General features: G+C 48.7%; 18 protein-coding genes and 1 pseudogene. 15 read left to right on the top strand and 4 right to left on the bottom strand.

Features of this window, described 5'->3' with window-relative positions:
• Positions 1-105 precede the first annotated feature (105 nt).
• From lpdA to lipB, 5 genes are all read left to right on the top strand, one after another.
• Positions 106-1,527, top strand: coding sequence for a dihydrolipoyl dehydrogenase (lpdA, locus tag QD47_RS19115; protein ID WP_044647638.1), 1,422 nt, complete (start codon positions 106-108; stop codon positions 1,525-1,527).
• Between the two features lie 141 nt (positions 1,528-1,668).
• Positions 1,669-2,697 (top strand): thiamine pyrophosphate-dependent dehydrogenase E1 component subunit alpha, encoded by a 1,029-nt coding sequence (locus QD47_RS19110; protein ID WP_044647637.1) that lies wholly within the window; start codon positions 1,669-1,671, stop codon positions 2,695-2,697.
• Positions 2,698-2,699: 2 nt separating this feature from the next.
• The gene (locus QD47_RS19105; protein WP_044647636.1) at positions 2,700-3,686 is read left to right on the top strand and encodes an alpha-ketoacid dehydrogenase subunit beta; all 987 of its coding nucleotides are present in this window, start codon (positions 2,700-2,702) and stop codon (positions 3,684-3,686) included.
• 88 nt (positions 3,687-3,774) lie between these two features.
• Positions 3,775-5,172 carry a dihydrolipoamide acetyltransferase family protein gene (locus QD47_RS19100; RefSeq protein WP_044647635.1) on the top strand — a complete coding sequence of 466 codons (1,398 nt, stop codon included), beginning with the start codon at positions 3,775-3,777 and terminating at the stop codon, positions 5,170-5,172.
• A 45-nt stretch (positions 5,173-5,217) separates the two neighbouring features.
• A complete protein-coding gene (gene lipB / locus QD47_RS19095) occupies positions 5,218-5,916 on the top strand; it encodes a lipoyl(octanoyl) transferase LipB (RefSeq protein ID WP_044647634.1) in 699 nt (232 codons plus the stop codon).
• Between the two features lie 122 nt (positions 5,917-6,038).
• Here the strand turns inward: lipB and prli42 are convergent, their stop codons facing one another.
• Positions 6,039-6,143, bottom strand: coding sequence for a stressosome-associated protein Prli42 (gene prli42 / locus QD47_RS31740; RefSeq protein WP_014282171.1), 105 nt, complete (start codon positions 6,141-6,143; stop codon positions 6,039-6,041).
• An 85-nt stretch (positions 6,144-6,228) separates the two neighbouring features.
• On the opposite strand from prli42, the gene QD47_RS19090 reads away from it, so the two are divergent.
• Positions 6,229-7,362, top strand: coding sequence for a tripeptidase T (locus QD47_RS19090; RefSeq protein ID WP_044647633.1), 1,134 nt, complete (start codon positions 6,229-6,231; stop codon positions 7,360-7,362).
• Positions 7,363-7,419: 57 nt separating this feature from the next.
• Here the strand turns inward: QD47_RS19090 and mciZ are convergent, their stop codons facing one another.
• The gene (gene mciZ / locus QD47_RS30960; RefSeq protein ID WP_082067235.1) at positions 7,420-7,563 is read right to left on the bottom strand and encodes a Z-ring formation inhibitor MciZ; all 144 of its coding nucleotides are present in this window, start codon (positions 7,561-7,563) and stop codon (positions 7,420-7,422) included.
• A 122-nt stretch (positions 7,564-7,685) separates the two neighbouring features.
• On the opposite strand from mciZ, the gene QD47_RS19085 reads away from it, so the two are divergent.
• From QD47_RS19085 to QD47_RS19055, 7 genes are all read left to right on the top strand, one after another.
• Entirely contained in the window at positions 7,686-8,297 is a 612-nt protein-coding gene (locus tag QD47_RS19085; RefSeq protein WP_044647632.1) for an NUDIX domain-containing protein, read from the top strand.
• Positions 8,298-8,302: 5 nt separating this feature from the next.
• Positions 8,303-9,499, top strand: a complete 1,197-nt coding sequence (locus tag QD47_RS19080) for an endonuclease Q family protein (protein WP_044647631.1) — start codon at positions 8,303-8,305, stop codon at positions 9,497-9,499.
• A 205-nt stretch (positions 9,500-9,704) separates the two neighbouring features.
• Positions 9,705-10,358, top strand: a complete 654-nt coding sequence (gene spoIIM / locus QD47_RS19075) for a stage II sporulation protein M (protein WP_044647630.1) — start codon at positions 9,705-9,707, stop codon at positions 10,356-10,358.
• Positions 10,359-10,460: 102 nt separating this feature from the next.
• A complete protein-coding gene (gene fur, locus QD47_RS19070) occupies positions 10,461-10,958 on the top strand; it encodes a ferric iron uptake transcriptional regulator (protein WP_044647629.1) in 498 nt (165 codons plus the stop codon).
• 168 nt (positions 10,959-11,126) lie between these two features.
• A complete protein-coding gene (locus QD47_RS19065) occupies positions 11,127-11,369 on the top strand; it encodes a YqzK family protein (RefSeq protein WP_044647628.1) in 243 nt (80 codons plus the stop codon).
• Between the two features lie 116 nt (positions 11,370-11,485).
• Positions 11,486-12,430 carry a site-specific tyrosine recombinase XerD gene (gene xerD, locus QD47_RS19060; RefSeq protein ID WP_044647627.1) on the top strand — a complete coding sequence of 315 codons (945 nt, stop codon included), beginning with the start codon at positions 11,486-11,488 and terminating at the stop codon, positions 12,428-12,430.
• Positions 12,431-12,540: 110 nt separating this feature from the next.
• Positions 12,541-13,365: a purine-nucleoside phosphorylase gene (locus tag QD47_RS19055; protein WP_044647626.1), complete on the top strand. Its 825-nt coding sequence runs from the start codon at positions 12,541-12,543 to the stop codon at positions 13,363-13,365.
• Positions 13,366-13,401: 36 nt separating this feature from the next.
• Here the strand turns inward: QD47_RS19055 and QD47_RS19050 are convergent, their stop codons facing one another.
• Positions 13,402-14,667 carry an O-antigen ligase family protein gene (locus tag QD47_RS19050; RefSeq protein WP_044647625.1) on the bottom strand — a complete coding sequence of 422 codons (1,266 nt, stop codon included), beginning with the start codon at positions 14,665-14,667 and terminating at the stop codon, positions 13,402-13,404.
• A gap of 204 nt (positions 14,668-14,871) precedes the next feature.
• Here QD47_RS19050 and QD47_RS19045 point away from each other — a divergent pair, with 204 nt between their 5' ends.
• Positions 14,872-16,530 carry a glycosyl hydrolase family 28-related protein gene (locus QD47_RS19045; protein WP_044647624.1) on the top strand — a complete coding sequence of 553 codons (1,659 nt, stop codon included), beginning with the start codon at positions 14,872-14,874 and terminating at the stop codon, positions 16,528-16,530.
• A 97-nt stretch (positions 16,531-16,627) separates the two neighbouring features.
• On the opposite strand, the gene QD47_RS34195 is transcribed toward QD47_RS19045, so the two are convergent.
• Positions 16,628-17,014, bottom strand: a complete 387-nt coding sequence (locus tag QD47_RS34195; protein WP_152643828.1) for an aminotransferase class I/II-fold pyridoxal phosphate-dependent enzyme — start codon at positions 17,012-17,014, stop codon at positions 16,628-16,630.
• Between the two features lie 236 nt (positions 17,015-17,250).
• Between QD47_RS34195 and QD47_RS19040 the strand changes: the two are divergent.
• Positions 17,251-17,610 (top strand): annotated as a pseudogene (locus QD47_RS19040) (iron chaperone); the annotation flags it as partial.
• Between the last annotated feature and the right edge of the window lie 166 nt (positions 17,611-17,776).

Raw genomic sequence — 17,776 nt, 5'->3', positions numbered from 1 at the left:
GGGTTGCTAAACGGCCCGTAGTCTATGCATAAACACTATATTTTGTACAGAGAAATAAAGAGAGTACAATAAGCTATATATAATCAATGTTAATGGAGGAGAAGCATGACTATACATTGTGATGTTGCAATTTTAGGCGGAGGAACCGGGGGATATGTGGCAGCAATTCGTGCAGCCCAGCTCGGCAAGGAAGTCGTTATTATTGAAAAGGACAAGCTAGGTGGAACCTGTCTGCATCGTGGATGTATCCCGAGCAAGGCTTTGCTGCGCAGTGCGGAAGTATATGCGACCATCAAGGAAAGTGCGCAATACGGCATTGAGACCTTGGGAGCGCAGCTTGTTTTCCCTAAGGTACAAGAGCGCAAGGAAGCCGTTGTGGAGCAGCTACATCAGGGCGTGCAATTTTTGATGCGTAAAAATAAAATCACGGTGCTGAGCGGCAAAGGACGCGTAATTGGGCCGTCGATTTTTTCACCAAAAAGCGGTGCAGTTGCCGTGGAGCTGGAAGATGGCGAGATGGAGACGATTGTTCCTGCCCATCTTATTATTGCAACGGGATCACGACCGCGTGTACTGCCCGGATTGGAGCCGGATGGCGAATTTATTTTGAGCAGTGACGAAGCGTTGACGATGGAAGAACTGCCCGCTTCCCTGATTATCGTAGGTGGTGGCGTTATTGGCGTGGAATGGGCTTCCATGCTGAACGATTTTGGCGTGGAGGTTACGGTGGTTGAGGCGGCGAATCGGCTTATTCCAACCGAGGACGAGGACGTTTCGCGTGAAATGCAGCGCCTGTTAACCAAGCGTGGAGTCAAGGTGCTGACGGGCTCGCAAGTGCTGGCTGAAACGTACGGTAAGGATGAGGAAGGCGTACAGATTGACGTGCAAAAGGGGGACGAAACCGAAACAATCAGCGCTTCCAAGCTGCTTATTTCGGTAGGTCGTCAGGCGAATGTGGAAAATATCGGGCTGGAAAATACGGATATCCGAGTAGAGCGTGGCTTTATATCGGTTAACGAGCATTTGCAGACGAATGAGCCGCATATTTATGCGATCGGGGATTGCATCGGGGGCTTACAACTGGCGCATGCAGCGAGCCATGAAGGGCTGCTGGCGGTCCATCATCTGGCGGGCGAAGTGGTTCACAGCGTACCGAATCATCTGATTCCACGTTGTATTTATACACGTCCTGAGGCAGCGAGTGTCGGCTTGACGGAGCAAGAAGCCCGTGAGCGTGGACATCAGGTGAAGACAGGGAAGTTCCCTTTTCAAGCTATCGGAAAATCGCTGGTGTACGGTAGTCGGGACGGCTTCGTCAAAGTGATTGCCGATGAGAAAACAAATGATATTCTCGGTGTACATATGATCGGTACGCATGTAACGGATCTCATCAGCGAGGCGGCTCTTGCGCAGCTGTTGGATGCTACGCCGTGGGAAGTCGGACAGCTGGCTCATCCGCATCCAACATTGTCGGAGATTTTGGGAGAAGCGATGCTGGCGGTTGATGGACAGGCGATAGGGATATAATTTATCTTAATAAATCGGTGCTTTTCTTTTTGGGGAGAAAAGGATTATAATGGGGTTAGCCAGAGTTTAGTACCAGGTTTTAAGACAAGATGGTACTAGGTGCTGGTAGTTAGGATGTTTGACACTTAAGGAGGTGCCTCAATGAGTTCAAAAGGCGCTGTAGATGCTGGCTTCAGACATGAACAGCTGGGACTGACTCACGGACAAGTTATTGACATGTACAGATATATGCTGCTCGCAAGAAGATTTGATGAGCGCAACATGCTGCTGCAACGGGCAGGGAAAATTAATTTTCACGTTTCCGGCATTGGGCAGGAGGCGGCACAAGTTGGTGCGGCTTTTGCACTGGACCGGGAGAAGGACTATTTTCTTCCCTATTACCGGGATTACGGATTCGTACTTGCGGTTGGTATGACGCCACGCGAACTGATGCTGTCGCAATTTGCCAAGGCGGATGATCCCAACAGCGGTGGCCGGCAGATGCCCGGTCATTTCGGCAGTAAACGGCTGCGTATTGTGACAGGCTCCAGTCCGGTGACGACGCAGGTTCCACACGCAGTGGGTGTAGCGCTGGCTGCCAAGATGCAGAAGAAGGATTTTGTATCGTTCGTTACATTTGGTGAAGGCTCCAGCAACCAGGGGGATTTTCACGAAGGCTGTAACTTTGCAGGTGTGCAGAAGCTGCCAGTTATCATTATGTGTGAAAACAATCAATATGCGATATCAGTTCCGGTTCATAAGCAAATGGCAGGCAAGGTGAGCGACCGTGCTTTGGGATACGGATTCCCTGGGATTCGGGTCGATGGTAACGATGCGCTGGCAGTGTATGCAGCCGTCAAGGAAGCGCGTGAACGTGCTATTCGTGGCGAGGGGCCAACGCTTATTGAAGCGATGATGTACCGCCTGTCTCCTCACTCCACCTCGGATAATGATCTGGCTTACCGGACCAAAGAGGAAGTGGATGAGAACTGGGCCAAGGACGGCGTAGCCCGTATGAAAAATTATTTGCTGGAATGCGGCATTTGGGATGAGGCCAAGGATGCGGATTTGTCTGCTGAGCTGCTGCTCGAGATCAAGGAAGCGATTGAATATGCGGATAATGCGCCTTTTCCCAAGCCCGAAGATACGCTACTGCATGTTTATGCTGACAGCGATGGGGAGGGCCGGTAATTATGGCGGTTATGGAATATATTGATGCGATTCGTCTTGCCATGAAGGAAGAAATGGAGAAGGATGAAACGGTTTTTGTGTTAGGCGAGGATGTTGGTGTTAAGGGTGGTGTCTTTACGACCACCAAGGGTCTTATGGATCAATTCGGTGAGCAGCGAGTCTTGGATACGCCATTGGCAGAGTCGGCTATTGCCGGAGTTGCGATTGGTGCGGCCATGTACGGAATGAAGCCAATTGCCGAAATGCAATACTCGGATTTCATGCTTCCTGCAACCAATCAGATTATTAGTGAAGCAGCTAAAATTCGCTATCGCTCTAACAACGATTGGAGCTGCCCTATTGTAATCCGTGCGCCCATCGGTGGGGGGATCTTTGGAGGTTTGTATCACTCACAGTGTCCGGAATCTATCTTTTTTGGCACACCGGGTCTGAAAATTGTAGCGCCTTTTACACCTTATGACGCCAAAGGATTGCTGAAGGCAGCCATTCGTGACCCTGATCCGGTGCTGTTTTTTGAAAACAAAAAATCCTACAAGCTCATCAAGGGTGAAGTACCTGATGATGATTACATCGTTCCGATTGGTAAAGCCAATTTGCTGCGTGAAGGTGACGATATTACGGTCATCGGGTACAGCCAACCGCTACATTTTGTTATGCAGGCTGCTGAGGAGCTGGAGAAGGAAGAGGGTATTACCGCACATGTTGTGGATTTGCGCACACTCCAGCCCTTAGACCGTCAGGCCATTATTGAAGCTGCAAAGCATACAGGCAAGGTACTCATCGTGCATGAAGACAACAAAACGGGCGGCATCGGTGCCGAGGTATCCGCTATTATTAATGAGGAATGTCTGTTCGAGCTGGATGCGCCGATTGAGCGCCTGTGCGCTCCAGACGTGCCTGCAATGCCGATCAGCCCGCCGATGGAGAAGTTTTATATGTTGAACAAGGATAAGGTTAAGGAAGCGATGCGCCGTCTTGCAATGTATTAATATAGAGCAGATTGGACGAAAGCATTCCAAAAGTGTAGCGGGGGTTGCGGTAAAACGCGCTCTCCTATGATGTTAAGGAGTTGAAAAAATGTCAGACCAAAAACAATGGACCGACGTGACCATGCCCCAATTGGCAGAATCGCTTGTATCGGCGACAATTGCAAAATGGCTGAAACAACCTGGCGAAACGGTGGAGCAATTCGAACCGATTTGCGAGGTCATTACAGATAAAGTGAACGCGGAAATTCCATCGACATTGGACGGAATTATGGGTGATCTGTTGGCAGAGGAGGGTCAGACGGTAGCCGTTGGAGAATTGATTTGCCGTATTCAGACGAAGTCGGCTGCACCTGCTGCATCAACTGGAGCGACTCCCATTGCGCCAGCACCTCAAGGCAACGCACAAACACAAGTACAATCCCAACAGGGTGCTGCCTCAGATCAATCCATGCGGGGACGTTTTTCTCCGGCGGTGCAAACGCTGGCTGCTCAGCACAGCATAGACCTGAATCAGGTGACAGGCACAGGCATGGGTGGACGAATTACTCGCAAAGATGTGCTGAATTATGTACAACAGGGTGGTCCCGCTCAGGCAGGGGTATCCGAACAGCCAACTGCAACGACACCAGCGCAAGGCTCTCCTTTTGCCGGAAGACAGCAGTCTGCTGTTCAGCATAGTACACCGATTCAAAATATGGACCCTGCAATTTCGGTGCGCAACAGCGGCATTCATTTGACGGAAGCTCCGAAAGCTCCTGCGATCGAAGTTGAGGGTGGCAACAATAACAGATCGGAGTATTTTATCGACGTTACACCGATTCGCAGTGCGATCGCCCGCAATATGCGGCAAAGTGTCTCTGAAATTCCACATGCCTGGACGACGATTGAGGTGGATGTGACCAATCTGGTGATGCTCCGCAACAAGATCAAAAACGAGTTCAAGCAAAAAGAAGGCATTAATATTACGTATCTGGCTTTCCTCATGAAAGCGGTCGTGAATGCCATCAAGGAATATCCGATCATGAATTCGGTATGGGCTGTAGACAAAATTATCGTCAAAAGAGATATCAACATTTCGTTGGCCGTGGGTACAGAGGACGCAGTTCTTACACCTGTTATTAAAAAAGCGGATCAGAAAAATATTGCCGGACTGGCGCGTGAAATTGACGATTTGGCACGTAAAACACGTGAAGGTACGCTCAAGCTGGACGATATGCAGGGCGGGACGTTCACTGTGAACAACACTGGCTCTTTTGGATCAATACTGTCATATCCGGTGATTAACTATCCGCAGGCTGCGATTCTGACCTTTGAATCCATCGTTAAAAGACCAGTGGTGATTGATGATATGATCGCGGTTCGCTCAATGGCTAACCTGTGTCTGTCGCTGGATCATCGCATTTTGGATGGTGTGATCTGCGGACGATTCCTGCAACGGATCAAAGAAAACCTGGAAGGCTACACCTTGGATACGAAGCTGTACTAATCATCCGAACAGTTGGGTAAATGGACGGAGAGGAAGTGACAGGCCGTGAACAGACGACCGCTGGATGTAACCTATACGACTAGGATGGAGTACGCCCATGCATGGGATGTCCAGAAGGATATTGTAGGGAAGCTGGATGCGGGGGAGGCGAGGGAAACGCTTATGCTTCTCCAGCACCCGCCGACCTACACGATTGGCTCTCAGCGGCATCCTGAGCATCTGCTTCTCACGCCGGAGCAGTTGAAAGCTCAGGGAATCAGCATCTTTCAGATTGACCGTGGGGGAGACATTACATATCATGGGCCGGGGCAGCTGGTCGGATATCCCCTGCTTATGCTGGGCAACCAGAAGGCGCTTGACCTGCACGGATACCTCAGGAGTCTGGAAGAGGTGATCATTCGGTTGCTGGCTTCCTATGGTATTGAAGGAAGTCGCAAGCCTGAATACACAGGGGTATGGGTCGGGAATCTTAAAATCGCGGCCATAGGAGTCAAATTCAACAAATGTAAGCACCGTCGGGGCTTTGTGACCAGTCATGGTTTTGCCTTCAATATCAAATCAGGGATACAGCATGAGGGCTTTCAGGGTATCGTTCCATGCGGAATTCAGGAATATGGAGTAACTTCATTGGAGGACTGCACACAGCAGACTTTTTCAGTGGAGCAGATTGCGAAGGAGATTGTACCTTACTTTGAGGAGCAATTTTCATTTGCGGCGGAATGGCAAAGTCATTTCCTCCTATAAAGCAAAGGCGGGCTATTCTGTGATGTACACGGAAGCCCGCCTGTTTTCTTGCGCCACAGCTTGTCCGCCTACAGTCTCCATGGAGCACTGGGATGGGAGAATATCTTGAGCGGCGCAATCCATTATAGTGGCATAATCAACGGCTCAATCACCATGAATAGCGTAGAGCCAATCATCGCGGCGAGCATAATGTAGACGAAAAAACGAACCCATTTTTTGTTCGGCATGTGTAACTCCTTTAGGATAGGTTTAAGTCAGATATAAGACTATCTATCCGTATTGTAGCGTAAACGGGAAAGAGAGGGAAGTTCAATGACAGTAAAAGTAGTGAAAGACCGAATCGTACAAGAATTTATGGAACTCGTACAGGTGGATAGCGAAACCAAGCACGAGCAGGAAATATCGCGTGTTCTGAAAGAAAAATTCAATGCACTTGGGCTGGAGGTAACAGAAGATGATTCCCGCGAAAGAACCGGACATGGTTCGGGTAATCTGATCGTAACCTGGAAAGCGGAAGGCGCGGAGCAAGCACCTAAATTGTTTTTTACCTGCCACATGGATACCGTTACACCAGGCAAAGGCATTAAGCCGCAGCTGGGTGAGGATGGCTGGATTCGCAGTGACGGTTCAACCATTTTGGGGGCAGACGATAAGGCAGGGATTGCCGCTTTGTTCGAGGCGATTCGTGTCGTGCGTGAGCAGAAAATTCCCCATGGACAAATTCAGTTTGTGATTACGGCAGGTGAGGAGTCCGGTCTGTTCGGCGCACGGGCAATGAAACCGGAATTGCTGGATGCGGACTTTGGGTATGCATTGGATTCCAATGGTGAAGTAGGCTCCATTTGTGTGGCTGCGCCAACGCAGGCTCGTATTGAAATGAAAATTACTGGAAAATCTGCTCATGCGGGTGTAAATCCCGAAGATGGCATCAGTGCCATTCAAGTAGCCTCCAAGGCCATTTCCAACATGAAGCTGGGACGGATTGATAAGGAAACAACTGCTAACATCGGTAGCTTCGAGGGCGGCGGAGCAACGAATGTGGTATGCGATTTTGTGCTGATCCGGGCAGAGGCACGCAGTATTGTACAGGAGAAGGTTAATCATCAAATCCAGCATATGCGTGAAGCACTGGAAACTACCGCGCGTGAATTTGGTGCACAGGGAGAATTCCGCAGCGAAGTCATTTATCCGGCATTCAGCTTTACGGAGCATGATGAAATTGTACAGGTAGCGCAGCGTGCTATACAAGGGCTGGGGCTGGCAACACCGACCTTCCATTCCGGTGGTGGCTCGGATGCCAATGTATTCAACGGGCTGGGAATTCCCACGGTGAATCTGGCTGTTGGTTACCAGAACATTCATACGACACAGGAAAAAATCAAGGCAGATGATCTGGTGAAGGTTGCCGAGGTGGTCGTAGCTCTTATTCAACAGGCGACGAAGTAAGACTCGGACGATACACATAAGGTTCAGGCTAAAGACAGGAACAGCGTTCCCTTGTCTTTAGACCTGAACCTTTTTTGGAACCATGAGCGAGGCGATCGTGGCAGCGGAGCCGTGTTCTTTTTGCCATTGCCGCAGGAGGGCCTGAATTTGCCAGGCTTTGCCGACAATATGGAGAGTGCTTTCGGTACGGTAGCTTTTCATTGGCGAATCTCCTTTGAACAGGGAAATTTGTTATAATACCACCATATGTCCGAAGTGGACAAGTTAGACTAAAGTTGGCGATAGTCAATGAAAAGATAGATGACGAAGGAGGAAACATACCGATGAACAACCAAAAGAAAAATCTAGTGAACGAACAGGTGAACAACCCAGACCGCAAGCCTTATTCCAATCCTGCGTTGGAGGAAAAAACGGTATCCACGCAGCCCATTTTTGAAGGAAAGGTGATTACGTTACAGGTGGATACGGTAGAGCTTCCCGACGGCTCCACGGGTAAGCGTGAAATCGTGAAGCATCCGGGGGCGGTGGCCGTGTTGGCGCTGCATGAGGGGAAAATGCTGGTCGTGGATCAGTACAGACAGGCGATGGGCCGCTGTGAGGTGGAAATCCCGGCAGGCAAGCTGGAGAAGGGTGAAGATCCAATGGAAGCGGCGGGACGCGAGCTGAGAGAAGAGACAGGCTATACTGCCAAGTCGCTGAAGCTGCTACATTCCTTTTATACTTCTCCCGGATTTGCGGATGAAATCATTCATCTGTATGTGGCCGAAGAACTGGAACTGGGAGAAATGGAACCGGATGAGGATGAGTTTCTGGAGCTGTTTGAGGTGACGCTGGAGGAAGCACAGGCACTCATTCGCGAAGGTCGGATTAGTGACGCCAAAACGATTCTGGCCGTCTATGCGTGGCAGCTTCACCAACACACAGGGAGCTTCTAAGCGGTATGAATGGAAATACGGTGGAACTTACAGATTACTATGCTGATCTCCATATTCATATCGGCAGAACGGAAAAGGGAGATCCGGTCAAAATTAGCGGCAGTCGGGAGCTGACTTTTGCCAACATTGCCAAGGAAGCATCTGGTCGCAAGGGGATCGGACTGATCGGTATCATTGACTGCCATGCCCCGAACGTGCAGGAGGATATCCACGCTTATTTGCAAACAGGTGAAATGGCGGAAATCAGGGGTGGCGGTATCGCGTACCGGGATACGGTTGTGCTGCTGGGAACGGAGTTGGAGATTCGGGCGGAAGGTCGTCCCGAGGCGCACATCCTGGCCTATTTTCCCAATTTGGCGGCGATGGAGGATTTTACGCAATGGATGGCTCGGCACATGAAAAATGTCAATCTCAGCTCGCAGCGTATCTATGCTCCACCACGCGAGCTACAGCAGCAAATTTACGGCCGTGGAGGCATAATGGTGCCAGCGCATGTATTCACCCCTCACAAGGGCATATACGGCAGCTCTGCGGCCCGTATGGAGGAACTGTTGGATATGCAGCTCATTAGCGGGGTGGAGCTGGGGTTAAGTGCGGATTCGTCTATGGCCGGATTGATATCGGAGCTGGACCGTTTCAGCTTCCTGACCAACTCGGATGCCCATTCGCTCGGCAAAATTGGACGGGAGTATAACAAATTATCCATGGCAAAGCCGAGCTTTGATGAATTCAGAATGGCTTTGGAGCGTCGGGAAGGACGACGGGTGTCTGCCAATTACGGATTAAATCCGAAGCTGGGCAAGTACCATCGTTCCTACTGTCAAAGCTGCGGTACGATTATGGATGAGCAAGAGATGGCGGACGAACGCTGCCCTGCCTGTGGTCATACCAAGCTGGTGCGGGGCGTACTGGATCGGATATGGAGTATTGCTGACCGTGAGCAACCCGTGATTCCATCGCATCGTCCACCGTACATTTACCAGATTCCGCTGGAGTTTATCCCCGGTCTGGGCAAAGCCAAGCTCAACCATCTGCTGAATGCGTTCGGAACAGAAATGAATATTTTACATGAGGTCGCACAGGAACAATTGGCGGCGGTTGTCGGAGAAGTGTTGGCAGAGCAAATTGTCCTTTCCCGGGAAGGACGACTTTCCCTCGTATCCGGTGGTGGCGGAACCTACGGCAAAATAGCCAAGTCCTAGTAAAGTCTTGTCCCCATAAAGTCATGTCCTATTAAAGTCATATCGGCGTCTGTTTGTTCATAACCATTAAATATCTATGCCGTTGGCTTGGCACATCGCTCGTGAATCTTCTTTTGCAGCGCAAGCTGCCCCGAACCCTAGCCATCAGCCGTCGGATTACGGTTGTTTTTTGGATAAACAAGCAGTTGAAAGGGGCAGGACGCCGATGCAATGGTTTCGTCATACGTTAAAGGACCAGACGCCGTATTATGTTTTTTTGGCCGTGCTGTTTCTGGTGGGAGTCGTCTTTGGTGCACTGATGGTGAACGCGCTCTCGCTGGAGCAGCTTCAGGATTTGTCGCGTTATCTGAAGGATTTTTTTGTGACCGTTAATCAAAATGAGCAGGGCTTTGCTGGTACGCAAGCGACCTCAACCTTTTGGGATAGTGTGTCTCTACATCTAAAATGGGTCGGTTTAATCTGGGTATGTGGTCTTTCGGTCATCGGTCTTCCTGGCATTCTCGTACTGAATTTCCTCAAGGGTGTGTTGATCGGATTTTCGGTAGGGTATATGGTAGGACAATATTCGTGGAAGGGGCTGTTATTTTCCCTCGTCTCCGTGGCTCCCCACAATTTAATCGTCATTCCGGTACTGCTCGTGTGCAGTGTGGCTGCGATGACCTTTTCCATTCATATGATCAAAACTAAAATACTCGCTACACGGCCATCTGACGGAATGCTGCGTCCGTTGCTGTCCTACGCAGGGCTGACCGCTGCAATGATGTTGCTCCTCGTTGGAAGCGCGTCCTTTGAAACTTGGATCACCCCGGTTATGATGCAGTGGGTTACTCCTATGCTGACTGCTTCCGTGTCTCCTTGACTCCGTTTCAAAATGTTTGACTTTATTTGTATAGACCCCCTATAATAATAGGAGTGAAAAAAAGTGCAGTGGGCAGTAGCTTTTGCAGGGGGAGGGAGACACATGGAAGCACGGATCGAAAAAATTAAGCAGCAGCTGCAATCCCAGGGCTACAAACTAACGCCTCAGCGGGAAGCCACCGTCAGAGTTTTACTTGAGAACGAAGATGATCATCTGAGTGCGGAAGATGTATTTATGCTCGTTAAAGAGAAAGCTCCCGAAATCGGTCTGGCAACCGTATACCGTACCCTAGAACTGCTAAGTGAACTGCACGTCGTGGAGAAAATCAATTTTGGTGATGGCGTTGCGCGTTATGACCTGCGCGGCGATACGACCAAGCATCACCACCACCATTTGATATGTGTGCAGTGCGGCAGTGTGGATGAAATACTTGAGGACTGGCTTGGACCGCTGGAAGAGCGTCTGGAACGGGAATATAACTTTACCGTAGTGGACCACCGTTTGGACTTTCACGGTATTTGTTATCGTTGCAAGGCGAAGAACGATACGACCGCCCAGAAATTTTTGGGTAAAGCCAAGAAAAACAAATCTCAGGATTAATAAGCTGACAACCCAAGCTCTCACCGGCGAAGACGCGTTCGGGGGGAGCTTTTTTGGTTCAGGATCTGCTATACGACATTAAGCGGTATAAAAAGGAACAGCTTGTCATACCCTTCCATAGAGAGCCTTAATAGGGCCTATAATCTGGAAAAAAGGCGGCTGATTCACATGGTACTATCGTTGCGGAGAGGACTGAAATGGCTCCGTCTGGTCATACTGTTCGGGGCTTTGGCATGTATGTTTTACTATAGCCTTGGGTTGTTCAGGGATTGGATTACACCTGTGGATCATTACCGGATACCTGAAGGACATGCAGTCAAGGTATTCGGCGGGCAGGAATTATCCGACGTATCTGAGCATAAGACGGCAGTGTCGGAGCGTTTACGTTTCTTTTACTGGTATGGAGAATAGCCTATACAGTTGAGCTTGTACCCGCTTATGACACGGAGGCCGTTTTCGAAGAAAGCAGATGCTGAGGCTGATCTGACTGAACCGTTGTATGCAGGACAAGGAGACTTCTGGAACTCATGAAAATGTATATTCAACCTTTTGTTCGATATATGGAAGACGAAAAGGGCTTGTCGCCCAGCACATTGGAAGCGTATCAGCGGGACGTGCAGCAGTTTGCCGAGTTCGCTGAAAGCTGTGGCATTGAGCAGCCGGACAATATTCAACGCTCCCATCTGGTGCTGTATTTGGGACATTTGAAGGAACAGGGAAAAGCCGCAGCGACGATTTCGCGCAGCGTAGCCTCTATCCGCTCCTTTTTCCATTTTCTCATTCGGGAGGGGATTACGGGGCATGATCCGTCTGTCTTGCTGGAGCTGCCGAAGGCCAACAAAAAGAAGCCTTCTGTGCTCACGCAGGATGAGATAGAGCGTCTGCTGGCAGCGCCGAATGTTTCCACCCCGCAAGGGGGACGAGACAAGGCGATGCTGGAACTGCTGTATGCGACAGGCATCCGTGTATCCGAGCTGATCGCCCTGAACGTGCGTGATGTACGCACCGATCTGCGTTTCGTTCACTGTGGCGGTGAGGTGGGAAAGGAGCGTGTCGTGCCGATCAGCCGTGAGGCATCGCAGTGGGCACAAGCGTATATGGACGAGCAGCGTGCGTTGTTGCTGCGGTCCGGGCAGGGTGAGGAGGCTCAGATAGAACAGGAAGCCTTGTTCCTCAATGTGTCCGGTCAGCGTCTCAGCAGACAGGGTTTCTGGAAAATGATCAAGAAGTATGGTCACGAAGCAGGCATAAGCGGGGATATTACACCGCATACCCTGCGGCATTCTTTTGCGGTACATATGCTGGAGGGCGGAGCGGATTTGCGCTCCGTACAGGAGATGCTGGGCCATGCCGATTTGTCCACGACGCAGGTTTATGCGCAGACAGCCAAGCGAAGTATGAAGGAAGTCTACGAAAAGCATCACCCGCACGGCGGCAATCGTCCATCCAGCGACAGCAAGGATCGTATATGACGAGACGATTTACTAATGGTGATGATTGTAGTCATCATTATAGTAACGATCACAGTAATAACGATAACGGCAACTATAACTAACGATTGTACAAGACAGGAGAGATATTGATGTCAACAGCCAACCAAGCTACGATTCAGGAAGCAGCAGATTATATCCGTGCCAAGAGCGGAATCCGTCCGGAAATCGGCCTTATTTTGGGCTCGGGTCTTGGCATTCTGGCCGATTTGATTCAGGATGGAATTAGTATTCCTTATCAGGATATTCCCCATTTTCCCGTATCGACGGTAGAAGGTCATGAAGGAGAATTGCTGCTAGGTACCATTGAAGGTCGCGCTGTAGTTATGATGAAGGGCCGCTTCCATATGTATGAGGGCTATGGCCCGCAGCTTACGGCTTTTCCGGTTCGGGTCATGAAGCAATTGGGTATTCAAAGTCTGCTGGTGACGAATGCGGCAGGCGGTGTCAATACGTCTTACGAGCCGGGTAATCTGATGGTTATCTCGGATCATCTCAATCTGACCGGACAAAATCCGCTGATTGGACCGAATGATGCGGCTATGGGTGTTCGCTTCCCTGACATGTCGGAGGCATACAGCCGTCGCTTGCGCGAGATTGCCAAGCAAACCGCTGCTCAGCAGGGCTTCAGCTTGCAGGAAGGCGTATATGCCGGATTGTTGGGTCCAAACTATGAAACACCTGCTGAAATCGTTATGCTGCGCACACTGGGTGCAGATGCAGTGGGTATGTCCACGGTGTCCGAAGTCATTGTAGCCCGTCATGCAGGCATTGAGGTGCTGGGCTTCTCCTGTATCACGAACATGGCGGCAGGCATTTTGGATCAGCCTCTGTCCCACGATGAAGTAATGGAGACAGCAGAGAAGGTACGTGAGAAATTTTTGAATCTCGTATTGGCGATTATTCCACAAATGTAGGTTGTCACATCCCAAGAACCCCGTTCCAAACGCCATTTAAGGCGTAGGAAAACGGGGTTCTTTTTTGCGTGCTGTTCGGTTGGTAGTTCCTAATGTGATGGAGGCGTGCTGTATGCCTGTCGTAATCGCCTTTTCTGCTACTGTCAGTCTATGCCGTTCCTGTACCTTGATCACAATAACAACGAATATGATCCAGTAGATGGCTAGAGAATTCAGAAAGCGGCTGTCCGTAATATTGTTCAATACAATGAATAGGAAAAAGACAGCTGCTGTCAGCCATGTGTACATATCGGTTTTACCGATTCTGAATTTAAATAAAGTGGTTATGACGAGTGTGATGGTTGCCAACAGTCCTGTGAGGCCGATATCGATCCACAGATCCCGAAACCCGCTGTGGCTGCTTGTCAGATCAAATCGGATTCCATTTGCATAGATGCTGGGCCGGTTTGCCCAGAAGGAGCCGTAGCCATAACCAAACCAGTAGTGACTGCCAATGGCGCCTGCAATCCCCTGCCAGATCTCTGTTCTTCCAGTCAAGGTTGTTGTCTTGCCGAATTCCGATGCAATCGCATCCCCGTAACTAAAGGCGAACACGAGACCCAAAAGCACAAGCAGGCAGGAGCTGCTAATGAAGAAACCACGTAGCGCAACGCTTCGGATTCTTTTGAATAGCAATATAAACAGGATGAACGTGAACAGGGAAGAAGTGAGCAGCAACGAGGTGGTGGATTGGCATTTGATGAGCAGTAAGGCATTCAGCAAAACAAAGCCAACATGCAAAGCTTTGCGTGTTCCCCTGAAAAAATAAATGACATGTGAAACAAAACATAGCAGAGAGAGCGTTCCCAGTGTGTTTTTATGACCGGAAATGCCTTTCCACAGCCCTGTATGTTCGACGCCCCCATGAATGGCAAAGGAGGGAACGAGCACTACCGCCAGTAGATTGAGTACGCTCAAAATACTTAACGTAATGACCAGCAGGCGGATGCAGCCTTGCGTCGTATAATGGGTAACCAGATAAAGTCCGAAGGTGGAAAAAGTAACGAATTTAAGCACCATCAGCATGGATGAGGTCTGTTCCTGTTCAGCCCATAAACAGGAGGCAGCTATGTACATCATGAGCAAGGTCAGCAACGGATTATCAGCCAAGGTTGCGATCAGTGGCTTTAGCGAGGGCAACAGCATCAGATAGCTAAACAACAGGATAAGCAGGGAAATTGCGATCACTCTGGGAGACAAGCCCTGACAGGCATAAGGAATGGAAAAAGCCAGTAAACCGACCACTGTAAGGACAGTCTTCACACATTCACCACCCGGATACGATATGTATCTATTTTATACAAAATGTATCTTTTTGTACAATAATAAAATTTTTCATTTTCATTTTCTCGAAGTGTAGAGCAAGCTGTCCCGTGCATATACTCAGTCCATGCTAAGAAAATGCAAAATCCTTCAGCTCTGTCTGAAAGATATATTTTCAAAGTTTTTATAAATGGGGGTGCTCGGGTGACGGATCGTTTCACAGATCGTTTGAAGTTGAATTTGAGTGGTACGGGCATAGAGCTAACGCCGCAGCAATTAAATGAAAATTTTAAAAGCATTGAAAAGGAATTCATCCAACGTAGTGTAAATGCAAGCTGGTTTGGAGTAGCAGGTGACGGTGTCCAGGACGATACGGCAGCTTTGCAGGAACTGATCAATAAGACTCCCGACTATTCCATACTTCATATCCCAAGTGGACGATACAAAATAACCTCCACCCTTCAGATTCGCAAACAGGGCGTACGCATTTTTGGCATTCATAAGGGCAGATACCGGCAGGGTAAGGGGGTTACGTCAATTGAATACTATGGTACGGGTCCTTGTTTTCAAATTGGAGACGAGAGTCTTCCATCGTTTAGCGGCTTTCAAAATGTACAGTTTCATGACCTTGCCATCCGGTACGAAGGGACGGATCGAGCATCATTAAATAATCCTTTTTCTCAGGAAGTAAAGCGCGGATATTATGGAAAAGGTACTTTAGGCATTCAAGATTGGAAGGGCGGCGGAGTTACGCTGGATAATGTGTTGATTGAGCATTTTGAGACGGGCTTTTGGGGCTACGAAAGCGATGTGGATTTATTTAATTGTACGGAGATTAATTACAATAAAACGGGTATTCACTTGCAGAACAGAAGTTCACAGTTTACCAGCCTTGCGCTTTTTACACTGGGGAATGATACGGCGCTCGATCTGAATAGCTCCAATGGCGCCAGATTTTTGGCCAGCCAGCACATTAAGGACGGAAGCTCAAGTGATATACCCATTCGAATTGATGATTTTATGAATGCCGAATTTATAGGCTGCTGGTTTGAGGGGCTAAGCTTAGAACATAGAGTGACGGTTCCGTCTTTTATTCAAATTGGTGCCACGAAGGAGACGAAGAATGTCGCTCTTCGCGACTCCATTTTAGCTATCGCGGACAAATTCAAGGACAAAAACGACGACAACTACTGGTCAGTATGTGACTATTTTGTAGATGTGGTCATTGGTAAAAAAATTTTAGTGGATGAGGTGGGTGGATATCCACGCAATTTGAGGAATCTGGTTTCCTTCTCCGGCAGCTCATCCACTCAGCAGGCGACGCTTCGTTCGCATTTGGATTTCAATTATGTGGATAACCGTTATTATAAAAACAACGGGACAGGGCAGGCTTTGCTGCTCGTGGAGAAATATTCGAACAACGGAATCGAGCATTTGGATAAAACCTTTGTCAAAGCCTATCTGGGAGCAAGACAAAATATCCTCGCAGGCAGTTGGCAGAAGGTAAACTTCAACCAGATCAGCTATGATGAACTGACCGAGTTTGAGGCAACGGGCAGCCGTTGGCGGGCCAAACAAGCCGGGAAGTACAGAATACAAGCCTATATTTCAACAGATCCTCAAGTGGATGGCAATCGTACACGGCTGGCGCTCCATGTGAATGATGAACAGGTTGCCGGCAGCTCGGCGTATGCTTATCTTGATGATCGGGTGATTGGCGGGCCGAACTACAGTGCTTTGAGTGGAACGATTGAACTGAAGCTGGAGGCCGATTCTTTTATTGACATACGGGTGTTCAGCCAAAATAAAACGGATATTTTACCGGGTGGAGGACTTACGTACCTCACGATCAGCCGAATGTAAGTCGCTTTCAAGTAGACGATAGACGTTCTTTCATTTTTGGGTAGTAATTGCTGTGAAACTTCCTTTAGATGTTTAATGCGCTCATGATACAAGGATTTCATCTGCTTTGCATAATGATCGTACATACCCGACTCATATAATTCTCAAGCAGACCTTGGGATAGCACTGAGGTGCTTAAACCCGCTGTATATTTGTGCCATTGCATTAATGGAATTAGTGAATTGGGGACAACGGCAGCAGAAATCCTTAATCCAGGCAACAGCACTTTGGAGAAACTTCTGAGATAAATGACATGACTGGCCCCATGATACGCGTGTATTGGATCAGAATTACTGTTTGTTTCCAGATCTGCTAGATAATTGTCTTCAACGATGTAAACGTCATAGGCTTTGGCGAGTTCTGCCAGTCGTTGCTTATCTTTTGCCGTGTACGGAGTTCCTAACGGATTATGGAAACGTGGGATAGTATAAAAAAATTTAATCATATTGCTTTGAAAATTATGCTCTAAAGCTGCCCAATCAATCCCATCTTGAGTTCTTTCGAAACCAATGACGGTTTAGTTTTGTTTTGGAGTGCAACAACGAAGAAAATCAATATCGTTACTTCTGCTGCTTATATTGAGTCATAACCAGTATATTATTTCAACCCTTTGGTAAATCTGGACCAGAGGGTTTTTCAAGATTAAGTATGCGAATTAAATCTGGGTTAGGAGAAGATCACATGGACGTTTTTGCAGAATATCTAGCACGAATTGATAACCTGGGACATCGGGATCGAACGGAAGAAATTCTAGAGTGGATTACAAAGAAGTACCCACATTTAGTACCAAAAATAGCGTGGAATCAGCCCATGTTTACCGATCATGGCACATTTATTATTGGATTTAGTGTATCCAAACATCATTTGGCTGTGGCGCCTGAAAAGGCTGGGATTAATCATTTTTCCAATGAAATTGCGAAGGCCGGTTATGATCACACCAAGGAGTTGGTGCGTATCCGGTGGGATGGGCCGGTTGATTTCTCATTACTGGAAAGAATGATTGAATTCAATATTACGGAGAAGGCAAACTGTTCAACTTTTTTGGCGGAAATAGGCATAGCGGATACCCTAAAAGAAAAGACCCCGCTCTCACATACAATGGAGAGCGGGGTCTTCGGGATGGTCATTCATCAATTGGTTTGGACATTGCACCGAAATAGTCTATAACAACGCTGCGAAACGCGATAGCTGCTTTCGAGATATATCT

This window comes from Paenibacillus terrae (assembly GCF_000943545.1).
GTDB classification, from domain to species: domain Bacteria; phylum Bacillota; class Bacilli; order Paenibacillales; family Paenibacillaceae; genus Paenibacillus; species Paenibacillus terrae_A.
The sequence above is the reverse complement of the archived record's forward strand: the minus strand, read 5'-3'. Positions and strand labels throughout refer to the sequence as shown.

Coding starts and splice junctions, on each gene's coding strand:
- QD47_RS19085 (WP_044647632.1), top strand. CDS start 7,686: ATGAACAACCAAAAGAAAAATCTAGTGAACGAACAGGTGAACAACCCA.
- fur (WP_044647629.1), top strand. CDS start 10,461: ATGGAAGCACGGATCGAAAAAATTAAGCAGCAGCTGCAATCCCAGGGC.
- prli42 (WP_014282171.1), bottom strand. CDS start 6,143: ATGCCGAACAAAAAATGGGTTCGTTTTTTCGTCTACATTATGCTCGCC.
- QD47_RS34195 (WP_152643828.1), bottom strand. CDS start 17,014: ATGATTAAATTTTTTTATACTATCCCACGTTTCCATAATCCGTTAGGA.
- xerD (WP_044647627.1), top strand. CDS start 11,486: ATGAAAATGTATATTCAACCTTTTGTTCGATATATGGAAGACGAAAAG.
- QD47_RS19100 (WP_044647635.1), top strand. CDS start 3,775: ATGTCAGACCAAAAACAATGGACCGACGTGACCATGCCCCAATTGGCA.
- QD47_RS19080 (WP_044647631.1), top strand. CDS start 8,303: ATGAATGGAAATACGGTGGAACTTACAGATTACTATGCTGATCTCCAT.
- spoIIM (WP_044647630.1), top strand. CDS start 9,705: ATGCAATGGTTTCGTCATACGTTAAAGGACCAGACGCCGTATTATGTT.
- mciZ (WP_082067235.1), bottom strand. CDS start 7,563: ATGAAAAGCTACCGTACCGAAAGCACTCTCCATATTGTCGGCAAAGCC.
- QD47_RS19055 (WP_044647626.1), top strand. CDS start 12,541: ATGTCAACAGCCAACCAAGCTACGATTCAGGAAGCAGCAGATTATATC.
- QD47_RS19105 (WP_044647636.1), top strand. CDS start 2,700: ATGGCGGTTATGGAATATATTGATGCGATTCGTCTTGCCATGAAGGAA.
- QD47_RS19090 (WP_044647633.1), top strand. CDS start 6,229: ATGACAGTAAAAGTAGTGAAAGACCGAATCGTACAAGAATTTATGGAA.
- QD47_RS19110 (WP_044647637.1), top strand. CDS start 1,669: ATGAGTTCAAAAGGCGCTGTAGATGCTGGCTTCAGACATGAACAGCTG.
- QD47_RS19065 (WP_044647628.1), top strand. CDS start 11,127: ATGGTACTATCGTTGCGGAGAGGACTGAAATGGCTCCGTCTGGTCATA.
- lpdA (WP_044647638.1), top strand. CDS start 106: ATGACTATACATTGTGATGTTGCAATTTTAGGCGGAGGAACCGGGGGA.